The following is a 16,317-nucleotide window of genomic DNA, read 5'->3' on the forward strand; positions in this document are numbered from 1 at the left end:
GGGCGTCACGGGCGGGCGGCGGCGGCCACGGCGGCGCGGCGTTCGGTGCGCAGCCGCTCGGCCCAGGTGTCGTCCAGCGGCGGGAGCTGGTGCGCGCCGGTGGCCCAGCGCAGCAGCAGGTCGGCCAGGGCGGGGTTGCGGGCCAGCGCCGGCCCGTGCGAATAGGTGCCGAGCAGCTTGCCCCGCCACGCGCCCTCGGTGACGCCGTCGTTGCCGACCCCGGCACTGACCCGGGCCAGCGGCGACACGCCGGGGCCGAGGTGGGTCCGGCCGCCGTGGTTCTCGAACCCGGACAGCGGCGGCACGCCCAGCCGGGGGTCGATCTCGCCGGCCAGCTCGCCGACCGCCCGGGTCGGACCCCGGTCGGAGGAGAGGTCGAGCAGCTCCAGCCCGGCGCACCGGGTGCCCTTGGCGAAGAAGGAGGTGCCGAGGAGCTGGTAGCCGGCGCAGACGCCGAAGACCACCGAGCCCTGGGCGACGGCCCGGTGCAGGCCGCCGTCGGCGAGCAGCCGCTGCGCGCCGAGCGCCTGCGGGCCGTCCTCGCCGCCGCCGAGCAGGTAGATGTCGGCGGTGGCGGGCAGCCGCTGGTCGGAGCGGACCTCCAGCACCTCGACCGGCATCCCGCGCTGCTGCGCCCGGCGGGCCAGGATCAGCAGGTTGCCCCGGTCGCCGTAGGTGGAGAGCAGGTCGGGGTAGATCCAGACGATACGCAGGCTCTCAGTTGACACGGTCCAACTCCGCTCGGATGTCCTGGAAGGCGGTGTAGTTCGCGATGACCTCCAGCCGGCCCGGCGGGACCGCCCGGACCGCCTCGCCGAACGCCCGGACGTGCTGGAACGGCACCCCGTTGACGTCGAGCCGGACCGCCAGGTCGTACGCGCGGTCGCCGGTGATCAGCACCTGCCGGCCGCGCAGCGGGGCGAAGTCGACGTCGAACAGCCAGGAGGTGTCCAGCCCGTCGGGGTCACGGGCGTTGATGGACAGCAGGGTGGGCGCCTCGTCGGCCATGTCGAACGCCTCCAGCCAGCTGGCCGGGTTCTTGGCCAGCAGCAGCCGGATGTTGCGCCCGTCCCGGTCGACCTGGGCGTACCGGCCGGCGACCGAGGTGACCGTGTGCAGCCGGGAGACGGCGTCGACGGGGCGTACCCCGAACTCGGCGGCGACGGCCAGCGCGGTGGCGGCGTTGCCGAGGTTGACCTTGCCGGGGAGCTGGAGGGTCACCTTGTGCCAGGCCCCGGTGGGGTCGAGCACGCCGTCGTCCTCCACCGTCCACTGGGCGTCCGGGCGGCGCAGCGGGCAGCCGGTGCACCACCACTGCTCGCCGGAGCGCTGGATGGTGGAGCCGCACTCGGGGCAGACCCAGGAGTCGTCGTGCCAGCGCTGACCGGCGCTGAACCAGGTGACGTGCGGCGGGCGGACGCCCTGCGCCGGGTCGGCGGGCGGGGTGGCCGCCCAGACCACCATCGGGTCGTCGGCGTTGGCCACCACCCGCACGTCGGTGTGCCGGACCAGTGCCGCGCGCCAGAGCTGCGCCATCATGGCGACCTCCTTGGCCCGGTCGAGCTGGTCGCGGGAGAGGTTGAGCAGGGCCACCACGTGCGGCTCGGTGGCCTCCAGCACCTGCGCGAGGTAGTGCTCGTCGACCTCCAGCACCGCGTACGGGGTGCTGCCGGCCTTGGCCAGCGCCGAGGTGTGCCCGGTGGGCATGTTGGCGCCGAACGAGTTGGTCGCGACCCGGCCGAGCACGCCGACGGCGGCGGCGCAGAGCCGGGTGGTGGTGGTCTTGCCGTTGGTGCCGGACACCAGCGCGATGGCGCGTCCGGCCGAGAGGTGGGCCAGCAGGTCCGGGTCGATCTTCAGCCCGATCCATCCACCGATCACCGAGCCGTCGCCCCGGCCGGCGGCGCGGGACAGCGCCGCGGCGGTCCTCGACACGGAGCTGGCCACCTTCGCCCGCAGGGGCATCTTCGCGTCCGTCACGCGAGCGAGGTTACCGGACCCCCGCGCCCGCCAGATCGCCGCCGACGGCGAACCGTTCGGTCGGGGCGGGACGGGCGTCCGGTCGGCGGACGCTCCACCGGATGGAGTCGATCTATGTCGGGTAGCGGACGCGGCTGCGGCCCGGCGTGCCCCTCCACTCCGCTCCACCGGCTCTGACGTGCGGTTTTAGCCTCGGCGGCGACGCGCCGGGGCGGCGATTCTGGTTGCAGGTGGAGGGAAGTGGAGTAGAGTGGGGCGCGATGGTGAGGCCGGGAGGGCCCACCGGCCCAGGGGGTCAGCGGCGCCGCGAACGCCGCTCAGGGCAAGGGGGTTGGGCCGATGTTCCTCGGCACCCACACTCCGCGCCTGGACGAAAAGGGCCGTTTGATCCTTCCGGCCAAATTCCGGGACGAGCTGGCGGGGGGTGTCGTGATCACCAAAGGGCAGGATCGCTGCCTCTACGTCTTCCCCACGCCCGAGTTCCAACGGATCGCCGACCAGTTGCGCGCGCAGCCGATGACGAACAAGGCGGCCCGGGCCTACAGCCGGGTCTTCTTCGCCAGCGCGCACGACGAGGTCCCCGACAAGCAGGGCCGGGTCACCATCCCGTCCCACCTGCGGTCCTACGCCGCGCTCGACCGGGATCTGGTGGTGATCGGGGCGTCCACCCGGGTGGAGATCTGGGACCGGACGGCCTGGGAGAGCTACCTCGCCGACAGCGAAGACGACTTCGCCGACATCGAGGAGGGGGTGCTGCCCGGCGGTCTGTAGGGCGCGGCGACGCCCGACGTACTGCGAGATCTCCAGCCGCTTTCGAGTTCCTGGCGCCCCTTCCCCGGTGCCAGGGGCACGATCTCCACCCCGGGCGACGGCCCGGGGCCGGGGCGGGAGCGGATGGGGATCTGGCGGTACGACGGCACGGCGTCGTCCGACGAGCAGAGCGCGACACGACGAGACGTATTCCACAGTGGGGGTCGACATGGGGGAGCTTCGCGGCACGCACGTGCCGGTGCTGCTTGAGCGGTGTCTCGAGCTGCTGGCCCCCGCGCTGGACCGGGGCGGCCGTACGGTCCACGTCGATGCCACGCTGGGGTTGGCCGGTCACGCCGAGGCGGTGCTGCAACGGCATCCGCACACGGTGCTGATCGGCCTGGACCGGGACACCGAGGCCCTGGCGCACGCCCGGGTCCGGCTGGCCCGGTTCGCCGACCGGATCCACCTGGAGCACGCCGTCTACGACGAGCTGCCCGAGGTGGTGGCGCGGCTGGGCTATCCGGGCGTCGACTCGGTGCTGTTCGACCTGGGCGTCTCGTCGTTGCAACTCGACGCGCCCGACCGCGGGTTCGCCTACGCCCAGGACGCGCCGCTGGACATGCGGATGGACCAGACCCGGGGGGTGACCGCCGAGGAGGTGGTCAACAGCTACTCCCACCCGGACCTGGCCCGGGTGCTGCGGGTCTACGGCGAGGAGAAGTTCGCCGGCCGGATCGCCTCGGCGATCCTGCGGGAGCGGGAGCGGGGCCGGATCACCTCCTCGGCCCGGCTGGCGGAGCTGGTCAGGGAGAGCATTCCGGCACCAGCGCGACGAACCGGGGGACACCCGGCCAAGAGAACGTTTCAGGCTTTACGGATCGAGGTAAACAGGGAACTGGCGGTGCTGGAGACGGCGCTGCCGGCTGCCCTCGACAAGCTCCACGTGGGCGGTCGCCTGGTGGTCCTGTCCTACCACTCGCTGGAGGACCGGCTCACCAAGCAGGCGCTCGCCGACCGGGTCCGCAGTAAGGGCCCGGTCGACCTCCCGGTGGAACTCCCCGGGTCGGGTCCGACGTTCCGGCTGCTCAGCCGGGGTGCCGAACTGGCCGGGGAGGCCGAGGTCGCCGCGAACCCGCGGGCCGCGTCCGTGCGGCTGCGGGCGGCGGAGCGACTCGACCCGGCCACCGGGCAGCAGGGGCGGACCGACCGCGAACGGTCCGGCCGACGGGTCAGGGCGATGCACCAACCGGGCACGGGGTCGACGCGGGGTTCCACGGTGGACCTGGAGTCGACTCCGGGGGACGGCAGGACGGACGAACAGGGGGAGGGGACATGAACGTCAACAAGCGTGACGGCCGCGACGCGGTCGTCGGGCAGCGCGCACCGCGGTCGGGGGGCCGGACCACGGCGCAGCGCACGACCCGTACCACGACGCCGGCGGACCTCGCCGGTCGAGCGGGGGAGACGCGCCGGGGGGCGCGCGAGTTCCCCACCCAGGGCAGTGCCGCGTTGCGGCCGGCGGAGCAGCCGGCCACCCGTACCGCCACCGCCGCCGGGTCGCCCCGGCTGCGGGTGGCGCCGCCGCCGCCGGTCCGGGTGCCCCGGGCCCCGTTCGCGGCGCTGATCGTGGTGCTGGTCGTCGGCGGGGTGCTGGGCATCCTCGCGGTCAACACCAAGATCAACGAGAATGCGTTCAAGCTCCAGCAGCTCCAGCAGCAGCAGGCCCGCCTCGACGTCGACCAGCAGCAACTGGAGAAGGAGATCGAGGAGGCCAAGGAGCCGGGCAACCTGACCGCGGAGGCCCGCAAGCTGGGCCTGGTCGAGGCCGGCGAACCGGCGTACATCCGGCTGCCGGACGGTCGGCTGATCGGCGTCCCGCAGCCGGCCGACGGGCAGCCGGCGATCACCAGCCAGCAGGGCAACGGGGGGTAAGGCCCGTGCCACCGAGATCCGACGATCCGCGCCGGGACCCCACGGGCTCCCGGCGCGGATCGGTTCGTGGCGGGGCCGGCCGGGACGGCGGGCCCCGGACGCCGGAACCACGCACCCCGGAACCACGCACCCCCGAGCCGCGCGGCGGGGAACCCCCGGCCGCCGGACCCCGCGCCGGTGAGCCCCGGGGACAGGGCCGCGCCGGTGAGCCCCGCACCGGGCAGCCCCGGACCGGGGACGTCGGGGGGATCTCCGACGCACGGGCGTACACCCCCCGGGGCCGGACCATCCGGGAGAGCAGCGAGGACCGGGGCGGACAGCGGCGTACCCCCCGGGCCGGCCGCTCCGGCGACCCGTTCCGCCCCGCCCTGCAGGTGCTCGACGGTGGCCGGGCCGCCCCCGGTCGGGCCGCCGCCAACCGGGCCGGCCGGCGGGAGGCCGCCCCGACCGGGCGCACCGCCGTCATCCGGACCGTGCCGCCGAGGGCCGCCCCCGACGACGACGAGTTCGCCGAGCCGCCCACGCCCCGCCGCCGCCCCGGCCGCCGTACCGACACCCCCGGCCGGGGCGCCCCGCGCCGGACCGAGGCGCCCCGGCGTACCGACCGGCCGGCCGGGCGACGGCCGGTGCGCAAGCCGCGCCGCCCGCCGAAGCTCGCCGAGCCGCGTCGCCGGCTGCGGCTGGGCACCGTGCTGGTGCTGGCGATGTTCGCGGTGATCGGCATCCGGCTGGTCGTCCTCCAGGCCGTGGACACCCCGGCGTATGCCGGCGGCGGCGTCAGCGGCCGGCTCACCCGGGTCGACCTGCTGGCCCCGCGCGGGTCGATCGAGGACCGCACCGGCGCACCGCTGGCCCGCAGCGTCGAGGCACGGTACGTCTTCGCCGACCCCACCATGGTCAAGGACCGCACGGAGACCGCGAAGCTGCTCTCCCCGCTGCTCGGCCTCCCGGTCTCCGAACTGGCCGAGAAGATGAAACGCCAGGGCGGCCTCCAGTTCCGCTACCTGGCCCGGGGCGTCGACGTCGCCCGGGCCAAGCAGATCGAGGCCCTCGACCTGGCCGGCATCGGCACCCACCGAGACGAACGCCGCGAGGTGCCCGGCGGTGACCTGGCCGCCAACCTGGTCGGCTTCACCAGCCAGGACATGGACGGCCTGGAGGGCCTGGAGGCCCGCTACGACGACGTGCTGCGCGGGCAGGACGGCCGCCGGGTGTACGAGGCCGGCCTCGGTGACCTCAACGCGCCCATCCCCGGCGGCTACAGCCAGACCACCGAACCCAAGCCGGGCAGCTCGCTGGTGCTCACCATCGACCGGGACCTCCAGTTCCAGGTGCAGCAGATCCTCAGCCGGCAGATGGCGCAGACCCGGGGCGCGATCGGCGCGGCGGTGGTGCTCGACGTCAGAACCGGCGAGGTGCTGGCCCAGGCGAGCAACCCGACCTACAACGCGGCGTCGCCGGAGCAGAGCCGACCCACCGACCGGGAGGACGCCGCGACCAGCTTCGTGGTCGACCCCGGGTCGGTGCACAAGGCGATCACCTACGGCGCGGCCCTGCAGGAGGGCGTCATCACCCCGGACAGCGCCTGGCCGGTCGCCAACACCATCACCCGGGGCGACGTCACCTTCCGCGACACCCACCCCGCCGACGGCAAGAAGCTGAGCGTGGCCGGGATGCTCGCCTACTCGTCGAACGTCGGCACCATCGAGATCGGCGACCGGCTCGGCCCCGACCGGCTGATCGACTACCAGAAGCGGTTCGGGCTGGGGCAGCCCACCGGCGAGGGAATGCCCGGCGAGGCGTCCGGGCGGCTGCTCCCGGCCGACCGGTGGAGCGGCTCGTCGTACGGCTCGGTGCCGATCGGGCACAGCGTCGACGCCACCCCGCTGCAGATGGCCGCCGCGTACGCCACCATCGCCAACGACGGCACCTACGTCCAGCCCCACCTGATCAAGGAGGTGGTCGGGGCGGACGGCAGGCGTACCCCGGCCGCCGCCCCGGTCACCCGTTCGGTGCTCAGCCCGGGCAACGCCGCCGCGCTGCGTACCCTGCTGGAGGCGGTTACCACGGTCGACGGCGCGACCGGCCTGGCCGCCGCCGTGCCCGGCTACCGGATCGCCGGCAAGACCGGCACCGGGCTGCGCTACCTCGACGGCAAGCAGCAACCCGGCGAGGTCGGCTCGTTCATCGGGATGGCCCCCGCCGAGGCCCCCCGGTACGTGGTGGCGGTCTTCGTGTGGAACCCCGAGGGCGGTGGCGGCGCGGTCGTCGCCCCGGCGTTCCGCGAGATGATGGGCTTCACGCTGCGTCACTACCGGGTCCCGCCGTCGCGCGGGAAATCCCCCAACTTCGAGGTCTTTCCGCGCTGACCGGGAACGGCGGGACATCATCGGTGAGTGCCGACGAACCACCGGGGCGGCTGTGCGGCCGGAACCGGACGACCGGGTAGGGTCTGACGCCGTGCCCGGCAATCCACGCCCCCGTACCGTGCCCGGAGTCCGGCTCGGCGACCTCGCCGACCGGCTCGCCGTGACGCCCGCGGCCGACGCCGTCGCGCTGGTCGTGACCGGGGTGACCCACGCCAGCCAGGAGGTCCGCCCCGGCGACCTGTACGCCGCGTTGCCCGGCGCCCACCGGCACGGCGCCCAGTTCGCCGCCGCCGCCGCCACGGCCGGCGCGGTGGCCGTGCTGACCGACCCGGCCGGCGCGGCGACGGCCGGCGCGACCGGGCTGCCCGTCCTGGTGACGCCCGACCCCCGGGCGGTGCTCGGCGAGCTGGCCGCCGCCGTCTACGGCGACCCCACCGACGGACTCACCGTGATCGGGGTGACCGGCACCGCCGGCAAGACCTCGACGGCCTACCTGATCGAGTCCGGGTTGCGCGCCGCCGGCCACGTCACCGGCCTGATCGGCACCGTGGAGACCCGGCTGGGCGACCTGGTGACCGACAGCGTCCGGACCACCCCGGAGGCCACCGACCTGCATGCCCTGCTCGCCGCCGCGCGCGAGCGCGGGGTGACCGCGGTGGTCATGGAGGTGTCCAGCCACGCCCTGGCGATGGGCCGGGTCGGCGGGGTCCGGTTCACCGTCGGCGGCTACACCAACTTCGGCTCCGACCACCTCGACTTCCACGCCGACTCGGCCGACTACTTCGCGGCGAAGGCGAAGCTGTTCGACGGGCGCTGCCGGGTCGAGGTGCTCAACCACGACGACCCGGCGCTGCGCCCGCTGTACCGGCCGGCCACGGTCAGCTACTCGGCGGCCGGCGACCCGACCGCCACCTGGTGGGCCGACCGGGTCGGCGGCGAGGGTTTTGCCCAGCGGTTCACCGCGCACGGCCCGGACGACCTGGTCCTGCCCGCCGGGGTGGCGCTGCCCGGCCGGCACAACGTGGCCAACGCGCTGCTCGCGATCGCCTGCCTGGTCGCCGCCGGGGTCGACCCGACCACCGCCGCCGCCGGGGTGACCGCCTGCGGCGGGGTGCCCGGCCGGCTGGAACTGGTCAGCGGGGACGCCCCGGTGCGCGGCGTGGTCGACTACGCGCACAAGACCGACGCCGTGGTGGCCGCCCTGGCCGCGCTGCGGGACTCGGGCACCGGCCGGCTGATCTGCGTCATCGGCGCCGGTGGCGACCGGGACCGGGGCAAGCGCCCGGCGATGGGTGCCGCCGCCGCCCGGGGCGCCGACGTGGTGCTGGTGACCGACGACAACCCGCGCACCGAGGACCCGGCGACGATCCGGGCCGAGGTGCTGGCCGGGGCGTACGGGGCCGACGCCGCCGCCCGGATCGTCGAGGTGCCGGGCCGGCGGGAGGCGATCGCCGAGGCGGTCCGGCTGGCCGGGCCGGGTGACGTGGTGGCGCTGCTCGGCAAGGGACACGAACGCGGTCAGGAGATCGCCGGCGAGGTGCACCCGTTCGACGACCGGACCGAGCTGGCGGAAGCGCTGCGCGTCCGCTTCGGCGACCTGGCGGGTCAGCGGTGATCCCGCTGAGCCTGGCCGAGGTGGCCGCGGCGGTCGGCGGCCGGCTGCACGCCGCCGACCCCGACACCAGGGTCACCGGCCCGGTCGAGTTCGACTCCCGCCGGGTCGCCGCCGGTGCGCTGTTCGTCGCGTTCCCCGGCGAGCGGGTCGACGGGCACGACTACGCCGCCGGTGCCGTCGCCGAGGGCGCGGTGGCGGTGCTCGGCACCCGGGAACTGCCCGGGGTGCCGATGGTGCTGGTGGACGACGCGCTGGCCGCGCTGGGCCGGCTGGCCCGCGCCGTGGTGGACCGGCTGCCGGCGCTCACCGTGATCGGGCTGACCGGGTCGTCGGGCAAGACCACCACCAAGGACCTGATCGCGCAGCTCGCCGTCCGGCTCGGCCCGACGGTCGCCCCGCCCGGATCGTTCAACAACGAGCTGGGGCACCCGTACACGGCGTTGCAGGCCACCGGGCAGACCCGGTACCTGGTGATGGAGAAGGGCGCGCGGGGCGTCGGGCACGTCCGTTACCTCTGCGACGTGGTGCCGCCGCGGATCTCGGTGGTGCTCAACGTCGGGGTGGCGCACCTGGGCGAGTTCGGCTCGGTGGAGAACATCGCCCTGGCCAAGGGGGAGCTGGTGGAGGCGCTGCCGGCCGACGGGCTGGCGGTGCTCAACGCCGACGACCCGCTGGTCGCCGCGATGGCGTCGCGCACCGCCGCCCGGGTGGTGCGCTACGGCGAGTCGGCCGACGCCGATGTCCGCGCCGTGGACGTCACCCTGGACGGGCAGGGCCGGCCGGCTTACACGCTGGTCACCCCGGAGGGGACCGCCCCGGTGCGGCTCGGCCTGACCGGCCGGCACCAGGTCTCCAACTCGCTCGCCGCGGCGGCGGTCGCCCGGGAGCTGGGCATGCCGCTGGCCGAGCTGGCGGCGGCCCTGTGCGACCTGGGGCTGGTCTCCACCCGCCGGATGGACGTCTTCACCCGTCCCGACGGGGTGACCGTGATCGACGACTCGTACAACGCCAACCCGGCCTCGACGGCGGTGGCGCTGCGCGCGCTGGCCGGGATGCACCGGGGTGGGCGGACGTTCGCCGCGCTGGGCTACATGGCCGAGCTGGGCGCGTACGAGGACGAGGGGCACCGGGAGGTCGGCCGGCTCGCGGCCGAACTCGGTGTCGACCGGCTGCTCGTGGTGGGTGAGCCGGCCGCGCCGATCCACGAGGGCGCGACAGCGGTAAGTGACTGGGGAGGAGAGTCGGTGCTGCTCACCGATCAGGCGGCGGCAGTCGAGGTGCTGCGCAGCGAGCTACGACCGGGCGACGTCGTCCTGGTGAAGGGCTCCCGGTACCGGACCTGGGAGGTCGCCGACGCGTTGCGGGCCGACGTCCCGGGTGACGGTGCCGGCGCGGGGGGTGCCGCGTGAGGGCGGTCATCGTCGCCATCGGCGTGGCGTTCCTGGTGTCGTTGCTGGCGACCCCGCTGGCGATCAAGGTGTTCGCCCGGCTCAAGGCCGGCCAGCCGATCCGGTCGAACCTGGGGCTGGCCAGCAACGAGGGCAAGAAGGGCACGCCGACGATGGGCGGCGTGGTGTTCATCCTGGCCACGGTGATCGCGTACGTCGCCGGCCACCTCGCCCTGACCACCCTGCCGGACGCCCAGATCGCCCAGGTCGAGCCGACCATCACCGCCCTGGTGCTGCTGGGGCTGATGGTCTTCTCCGGCGCGGTCGGCTTCATCGACGACTTCCTCAAGGTGCGCAAGCGGCACAGCGGCGGGCTCAACAAGCGCGGAAAGCTGTTCGGGCAGATCCTGGTCGGCGCGGTCTTCGGGGTGGTCGCGCTGTACTTCCCGAGCAGCATGACCGACGCCAGCGGCGCGACGACCAACACCGAGACGGTGGGCAGCACCACGCTGAGCTTCATCCGGGACATCCCGGCGTTGGAGATCGGCAAGATCGCCTCGGTGGTCGTGATCATCATGGTGGTGATGGCGGCGACCAATGGGGTCAACCTCACCGACGGGCTGGACGGGCTGGCCACCGGTGCCTCGGTGATGGTGCTGGCGGCGTACGCGCTGATCGCTTTCTGGCAGTACCGGCACTGGTGCGCCGACCCGACGTACACCGCCAACCCGAACAACTACTGCTACGCCGTCCGGGACCCGCTGGAGATCGCGCTGATCGCCGGGGCGGCGGCCGGGGCCTGCGTGGGCTTCCTGTGGTGGAACACCTCGCCGGCCCGGATCTTCATGGGTGACACCGGCGCGCTGGGTCTCGGTGGGCTGATCGCCGGGATGGCGATGTCCACCCGTACGGTGCTGCTGCTGCCGATCCTCGGTGGGCTCTTCGTGATCATCACGATGTCCGTGGTGATCCAGATCATCTCGTTCCGGACCACCGGCAAGCGGGTGTTCCGGATGTCCCCGCTCCAGCACCACTTCGAGTTGGCCGGCTGGAGCGAGGTCAACATCGTGGTCAGGTTCTGGATCATCGCGGGGATCGGGGTGGCCATCGCGCTGGGCCTGTTCTACAGCGACTTCCTGGCCAGCATGGGCTGACCGGCCGGGCGTGCCGGACGGGGGTCCCTCCCACCGGAGGGCCCCCCGTTTCGTATTTCGACACGCCGACCGGGGGGAACGGCCGGAACGGGCCGCCCGCAGCGGCGATGATGGGCGGGTGGGGGAGGACCTAGGCACGAGCACCGGGACGACGACGCAGACCCAGCCGCGGCGGGCCGCGGGCACGGGGCGTACCGCCGACCCGCCCGGCGGGCTGTCCGGGCTGGGCCCGGCCGGCGGCCTGGCGGCGCTGCGCGGCCTGCTGGCCCGCCCGTTGACCTCCTACTACCTGCTGCTGTCCAGCGCCGGCCTGCTGCTGCTGATCGGCCTGACCATGGTCTTCTCGGCCACCAGCGTGCGCGACTACGCCGAGGCCGGCGACGCCGCCGCCTCGGTGACCAAGCAGGCCATCTTCGCGGTGATCGGCATCGTCGCGTTCTGGGCCTGCCAACGGCTGCCGGCCACCACCTTCCGCTCGCTGGGCCGGCCGCTGCTCGGCGGGGCCGTGGTGCTGCTGCTGGTGCTCAACCTGCTGGTGGCCCTGAACGCCCTGTTCGGCCTGGCGTCGCTCGGCCCGCTGCGGGCCAACCTGCTCTGGCTCTACCTCGGGCCGATCCAGGTGCAGCCCGCCGAGCTGGCCAAGCTGGCGCTGGTGCTGTGGGGCGCGCACGTGGTGGCCCGCAAGGGCGCCGCGCTCGGCTGGTGGAAGGAGTTGGCCACCCCGCTGTTCCCCGTCGTCGGCCTGCTCTTCGTGCTGGTCGGCTACAACGACCTGGGCAGCATGCTCTGCCTGCTGGCGATCGTGGTCGGGCTGCTCTGGGCGGCCGGGGTGCGGCTGCGGGTCTTCGCCGCGCTCTCCGCCGTCGGCCTGGTCGGCGTCGGCCTGCTCGTCGCGGTGGCCTCCCTCGGGGCCGGCTCCGGGGCACGCGGGCAGGAGAACTACCGGCTGGCCCGGCTCACCTCGTTCCTCGACACGCCCGACCCGGCCAAGTGTGTCGAGGACGCCTGCTGGCAGATGGTCCAGGCCCGCAACGCCATCGAGCACGGCGGCTGGTTCGGCGTCGGGCTGGGCAAGGGCAGCCTCAAGTTCGGTTGGCTGCCGGCCGCCCACAACGACTTCATCTTCGCCGTCATCGCCGAGGAACTGGGCGTGGTCGGCTGCACCGTCATCCTGGTGCTCTTCGCCGTGCTGGCCTACACCGGGCTGCGGATCGCCCGCCGGGTCGCCGACCCGTTCCGCCGGCTCGCCGCCACCGCCGTCACCGCCTGGCTGGTCGGCCAGGCGGTGATCAACGTCGGTGGGGTGACCAAGCTGCTGCCGCTGACCGGGGTGCCGCTGCCGTTCATCTCCGACGGCGGCAGCGCCCTGGTCGTCACCCTGGCCGCGGTGGGCATGCTCGCCTCCTTCGCCCGCGCCGAACCCGACGCGGCCCGAGCCCTGCACGCCCGTCCGCCCGCCCGATGGGTCCGACTAGTCTGGGCCCCGTTGCCGCCGCTTCCCGGTGCGCGGAGCCGACCGGCGTCGCCACCGGCTGCCCCGGGGTCCGTACCCCGGGCGCGCGGGCGGCGACCCGACGATCAGGCCGTACCGCGCGGCGTCCGGCAGGACCGGACCCGGGGCGGGCCGGCGAGCGAGAGGAGACGCTGATGGGTCCGCTGCGTTCGGTGGTGCTCTGTGGAGGGGGCACCGGTGGGCACATCTACCCGCTGCTCGCCTTCGCCGACTGCCTGCGCCGACACGACCCGGGCGTCCGGATCACCTGCCTCGGCACCCCCAAGGGCCTGGAGAACGAGCTGATCCCGCCGGCCGGCTACGACCTGCGGCAGATCCCCGCCTACCAGCTGCCCCGCTCGGTCAACATGGGGCTGGTCCGCACCCCGGACCGGATGTGGAAGGCGGCCCGCGCCGCCGGCAAGGTGATCGACGAGGTCGCCGCCGACGTGGTCGTCGGCTTCGGCGGGTACGTCTCCGTCCCCGGCTACCTGGCCGCGTGGCGGCGGGAGATGCCGATCGTCATCCACGAGGTGAACGTCCCCCCGGGGGTGGCCAACCGGCTCGGCATGAAGTTCACCAAGAACATCGCCGTCGGTTTCCCGCACCAGCCGGCCCAGGCCGAGGCGCTGCGCGACGCCCGGGTGGTCGGGGTGCCGCTGCGTCGGGGCATCGCCGGGCTGGACCGCAACGCGATGCGGGCCGCCGCCCGCGCCCACTTCGGACTCCGTCCCGACCTGCCGGTGCTCTTCGTCGCCGGTGGCTCGCAGGGTGCCCGGTCGATCAACCTGGCGGTCTCCGGCGCGGCCAAGGAACTGGCCCGCAACGGCGTGCAGGTGCTGCACGTGATGGGTGCCCGCAACGAGCCGGTGCCGGTCCCCACCGACCTGCCGGTGCCGTACGTGGCGCTGCCCTACCTGTCCGAGATGGAGCTGGGCTACGCCGCCGCCGACCTGATGCTGGCCCGGGGCGGGGCGATGACCTGCGCCGAGGTGGCCGCCATCGGGCTGCCCACCATCTACGTGCCGTACCCGCACTCCAACCAGGAGCAGAAGCGCAACGCGCTGCCCGTGGTGGAGGCCGGCGGCGGGCTGCTCGTCGACGACGCCGAGCTGACCCCGGCCTGGCTGGAGCGCACCGTGCTGCCCCTGCTGCGCGACCCGCAGCGGCTGTACGCGATGGGTGCCGCCGCCGCCGCGTACGGGCGACGCGACGGCGACGTGGCCCTGCTCAACTTCGTCTACGAGGCGGTGGCCCGGTGAGCCGGTCCAGCGCGACGGGAAGGTACCTGGCATGAACACCGCGCAGTTCACCCCGGCCGGCACGCTCACCGCTGAGGACCTGGGCCGGATCCACCTGATCGGGGTGGGCGGGGTCGGCATGAGCGGCCTGGCCCGGCTCTTCCTCACCCGGGGCCTGCCGGTCTCCGGCAGCGAACTGCGCGAGTGGCCGTCACTGGCCGGGATGCGGGCACTGGGCGGCACCATCCACATGAGCCACGAGGCGGCCAACCTCGACGGGGTGGACACCGTCGTCTACTCCTCCGCCATTCCGCAGGACCACCTGGAGATGGTCGAGGCACGACGGCGCGGGCTGCGGGTGCTGCACCGCTCCGAGGCGCTGGCCGCGGCGATGACCGGCCGGCGGACCGTCGCGGTGGCCGGCACCCACGGCAAGACCACCACCACCTCGATGGTGACCATGGTGCTCCAGCAGGCCGGGGTCGACCCGTCCTTCGTCATCGGCGGGGAGATCTCCGAGGTCGGCTCCGGGGCGCACCACGGCACCGGCGAGCACTTCGTGGTCGAGGCGGACGAGAGCGACAGGTCGTTCCTGATCTACCGCCCGTACGTGTCGATCATCACCAACATCGAGGCCGACCACCTGAACACCTACGGCGACCTGGCGACCCTGGAGGCGGCCTTCGCCGAGTTCGCCAGGCTCACCGACCCGGCCGGGTACGTCATCACCTGTGCCGACGACCCGGGCGGACGGCGACTGGCCGAGACGCTGCGCGCCGAGGGCCGGCGGGTCTGGACGTACGGCGAGGCGGCCGACGCCGACCTGCGGCTGTCCGGGATGGCCTCGTCCGCCCAGGGGGTGCGGTACCTGGCCGCGCTCGACGGCCGGTCGCTGGGCGAGATCCGGCTGCCGGTGCCGGGGCGACACATGGGGCTCAACAGCGCCGCGGCGGTGCTCGCCGCCCACCTGCTCGGCCTGCCGGTGGCCGCGGCGGAGGCGGCGCTGGCCGCGTTCCCCGGGGTACGCCGCCGCTTCGAGCGCAAGGGCGTCGCGGACGGGGTGCTGGTCTACGACGAGTACGCCTACCACCCGACCTCGATGACGCTGGCTCTGCAGACGCTGCGCGAGGTGGCCGGCGACGGCCGGCTGATCGTGGTCTTCCAGCCGTACCGGCTCTACCGCACCCGCGACCTCCAGGCGGAGATCGCCGCCGCCCTGGGCATCGCCGACGAACTGGTGCTGCTGGAGGTCTTCGGCCCCGGTGAGCTGCGCCAGCCGGGCGAGGGGTCGGCGGCGTTGCTGGCGGCGGTGGCGCTGGACCCGGCGCACAAGGTCTTCGTGGACTCGTTCGACGACGCGCCGGTGGAGGTGGCCCGCCGGGCCCGCCCCGGCGACGTGGTGGTGACCATGGGTGCTCCGCCGATCTCGCTGCTGGGTGACCAGCTGCTCGACGCGCTGACCGCACGGGCGACCGGGCCGGCGACGGTGTCGGGCCGGGACGGCACGGCCTCCACCGCCGGATGAGTCCGGGCCCGGCCCGGGGCCGGACCGGCCGTGCCACGGGCGCGGACGGCGGCCCCCGACGTGGCCCGGCGCGGCGCTGGCAGCTGGTGCGGGCCGGCAGCGACGCCGTCCCGCCGTCCACCAGGCGGTTCATGGCGCGGGCCCGGCAGCGGCGGATGCGGGCCGCGCTGCCCTGGGCGGTGCTGGCCGGGGTGTTGGTCCTGGCCGCCCTGGCGGCCTGGACGGTGCTCGGCTCCGGCCTGTTCGGGGTGCGCGAGGTCCGGGTGGAGGGGGCCCGGCTGGTCACCCCGGTCGAGGTGCGCGACGCGGCGGCGGTGCCGGACGGGGTGCCGCTGGCCCGGGTGGACCTGGCGGCGACGGCCCGGCGGATCGGCGGGTTGCCCCCGGTGGAGCGGGCCACGGTCCGCCGCGACTGGCCGGACACCCTGGTGGTGACGGTGGTGGAGCGCACCGGGGTGGCGGCGGTGCCGCGTGACGACCGGTTCGTGGTGCTCGACGCCAGCGGGGTGGTGTTCCGCGAGCTGCCCCGCGCCCCGCAGGGGCTGCCGCTGGTGCGGTTGGCCACGCCGGGGCCGGACGACCCGGGCACCCGCGCGGCGTTGCAGGTGCTGGCCGTGCTCACCCCGCAGTTGCGGGCCGTGCTGGTCGAGGTGGGCGTCGAGGGGCTGGCCCGGATCGGGTTGAGGCTGCGCGACGGGCGGACGGTGGTGTGGGGCGACGCGACCCGGGGCGAGGACAAGGCGCGGGTGGCCACGGCGCTGCTCGGTCGGAAGGCCGACACGATCGACGTGAGCGCGCCTGACGTGGTCACCTTCCGGTGAGGTCCGCAGCGAACGTGAGTCGTTACGCTCCCGGCGGCGACACGCCG

General features: G+C 74.5%; 13 protein-coding genes. 11 read left to right on the forward strand and 2 right to left on the reverse strand.

What is annotated here, in order from left to right:
• Positions 1-5: 5 nt before the first annotated feature.
• Both ACN267_RS01975 and ACN267_RS01980 read right to left on the reverse strand, forming a co-directional pair.
• A complete protein-coding gene (locus ACN267_RS01975) occupies positions 6-728 on the reverse strand; it encodes a type 1 glutamine amidotransferase (protein WP_145920988.1) in 723 nt (240 codons plus the stop codon).
• Entirely contained in the window at positions 718-1,965 is a 1,248-nt protein-coding gene (locus tag ACN267_RS01980; protein ID WP_421490372.1) for a MurT ligase domain-containing protein, read from the reverse strand. Before ACN267_RS01980 ends, ACN267_RS01975 begins: the two co-directional genes overlap by 11 nt.
• 354 nt (positions 1,966-2,319) lie before the next feature.
• On the opposite strand from ACN267_RS01980, the gene mraZ reads away from it, so the two are divergent.
• From mraZ to ACN267_RS02035, 11 genes are all read left to right on the forward strand, one after another.
• Entirely contained in the window at positions 2,320-2,751 is a 432-nt protein-coding gene (gene mraZ / locus ACN267_RS01985) for a division/cell wall cluster transcriptional repressor MraZ (RefSeq protein ID WP_088643033.1), read from the forward strand.
• Between the two features lie 208 nt (positions 2,752-2,959).
• Positions 2,960-4,069, forward strand: a complete 1,110-nt coding sequence (gene rsmH, locus ACN267_RS01990) for a 16S rRNA (cytosine(1402)-N(4))-methyltransferase RsmH (RefSeq protein ID WP_421487782.1) — start codon at positions 2,960-2,962, stop codon at positions 4,067-4,069.
• Positions 4,066-4,665 (forward strand): hypothetical protein, encoded by a 600-nt coding sequence (locus ACN267_RS01995; RefSeq protein ID WP_204959278.1) that lies wholly within the window; start codon positions 4,066-4,068, stop codon positions 4,663-4,665. Before rsmH ends, ACN267_RS01995 begins: the two co-directional genes overlap by 4 nt.
• Positions 4,666-5,039: 374 nt before the next feature.
• Positions 5,040-7,034: a peptidoglycan D,D-transpeptidase FtsI family protein gene (locus tag ACN267_RS02000; protein WP_421490373.1), complete on the forward strand. Its 1,995-nt coding sequence runs from the start codon at positions 5,040-5,042 to the stop codon at positions 7,032-7,034.
• 52 nt (positions 7,035-7,086) lie between these two features.
• On the forward strand, positions 7,087-8,649 hold the full coding sequence (locus ACN267_RS02005; RefSeq protein ID WP_421487783.1) for a UDP-N-acetylmuramoyl-L-alanyl-D-glutamate--2,6-diaminopimelate ligase: 1,563 nt from the start codon (positions 7,087-7,089) through the stop codon (positions 8,647-8,649).
• Positions 8,646-10,058: a UDP-N-acetylmuramoyl-tripeptide--D-alanyl-D-alanine ligase gene (locus ACN267_RS02010; protein ID WP_421487784.1), complete on the forward strand. Its 1,413-nt coding sequence runs from the start codon at positions 8,646-8,648 to the stop codon at positions 10,056-10,058. Before ACN267_RS02005 ends, ACN267_RS02010 begins: the two co-directional genes overlap by 4 nt.
• Positions 10,055-11,191 (forward strand): phospho-N-acetylmuramoyl-pentapeptide-transferase, encoded by a 1,137-nt coding sequence (gene mraY, locus ACN267_RS02015; RefSeq protein WP_204959274.1) that lies wholly within the window; start codon positions 10,055-10,057, stop codon positions 11,189-11,191. The genes ACN267_RS02010 and mraY overlap by 4 nt, the downstream gene beginning before the upstream one ends.
• Before the next feature lie 241 nt (positions 11,192-11,432).
• Entirely contained in the window at positions 11,433-12,839 is a 1,407-nt protein-coding gene (locus ACN267_RS02020) for an FtsW/RodA/SpoVE family cell cycle protein (RefSeq protein WP_204959632.1), read from the forward strand.
• On the forward strand, positions 12,839-13,945 hold the full coding sequence (murG, locus tag ACN267_RS02025; protein ID WP_204959273.1) for an undecaprenyldiphospho-muramoylpentapeptide beta-N-acetylglucosaminyltransferase: 1,107 nt from the start codon (positions 12,839-12,841) through the stop codon (positions 13,943-13,945). Before ACN267_RS02020 ends, murG begins: the two co-directional genes overlap by 1 nt.
• Positions 13,946-13,976: 31 nt before the next feature.
• The gene (murC, locus tag ACN267_RS02030; protein ID WP_204959272.1) at positions 13,977-15,449 is read left to right on the forward strand and encodes a UDP-N-acetylmuramate--L-alanine ligase; all 1,473 of its coding nucleotides are present in this window, start codon (positions 13,977-13,979) and stop codon (positions 15,447-15,449) included.
• Positions 15,446-16,270 (forward strand): cell division protein FtsQ/DivIB, encoded by an 825-nt coding sequence (locus ACN267_RS02035; RefSeq protein ID WP_204959271.1) that lies wholly within the window; start codon positions 15,446-15,448, stop codon positions 16,268-16,270. Before murC ends, ACN267_RS02035 begins: the two co-directional genes overlap by 4 nt.
• Positions 16,271-16,317 lie beyond the last annotated feature (47 nt).

The organism is Micromonospora sp. WMMD734 (assembly GCF_049178975.1).
Classification (GTDB): Bacteria; Actinomycetota; Actinomycetes; order Mycobacteriales; family Micromonosporaceae; genus Micromonospora; species Micromonospora wenchangensis.

Bases quoted from the DNA above. Each gene is read 5' to 3' on its own strand.
- ACN267_RS01980 (WP_421490372.1), bottom strand. From the start codon at position 1,965: ATGCCCCTGCGGGCGAAGGTGGCCAGCTCCGTGTCGAGGACCGCCGCG.
- mraZ (WP_088643033.1), top strand. From the start codon at position 2,320: ATGTTCCTCGGCACCCACACTCCGCGCCTGGACGAAAAGGGCCGTTTG.
- rsmH (WP_421487782.1), top strand. From the start codon at position 2,960: ATGGGGGAGCTTCGCGGCACGCACGTGCCGGTGCTGCTTGAGCGGTGT.
- ACN267_RS01995 (WP_204959278.1), top strand. From the start codon at position 4,066: ATGAACGTCAACAAGCGTGACGGCCGCGACGCGGTCGTCGGGCAGCGC.
- murG (WP_204959273.1), top strand. From the start codon at position 12,839: ATGGGTCCGCTGCGTTCGGTGGTGCTCTGTGGAGGGGGCACCGGTGGG.
- murC (WP_204959272.1), top strand. From the start codon at position 13,977: ATGAACACCGCGCAGTTCACCCCGGCCGGCACGCTCACCGCTGAGGAC.
- ACN267_RS02035 (WP_204959271.1), top strand. From the start codon at position 15,446: ATGAGTCCGGGCCCGGCCCGGGGCCGGACCGGCCGTGCCACGGGCGCG.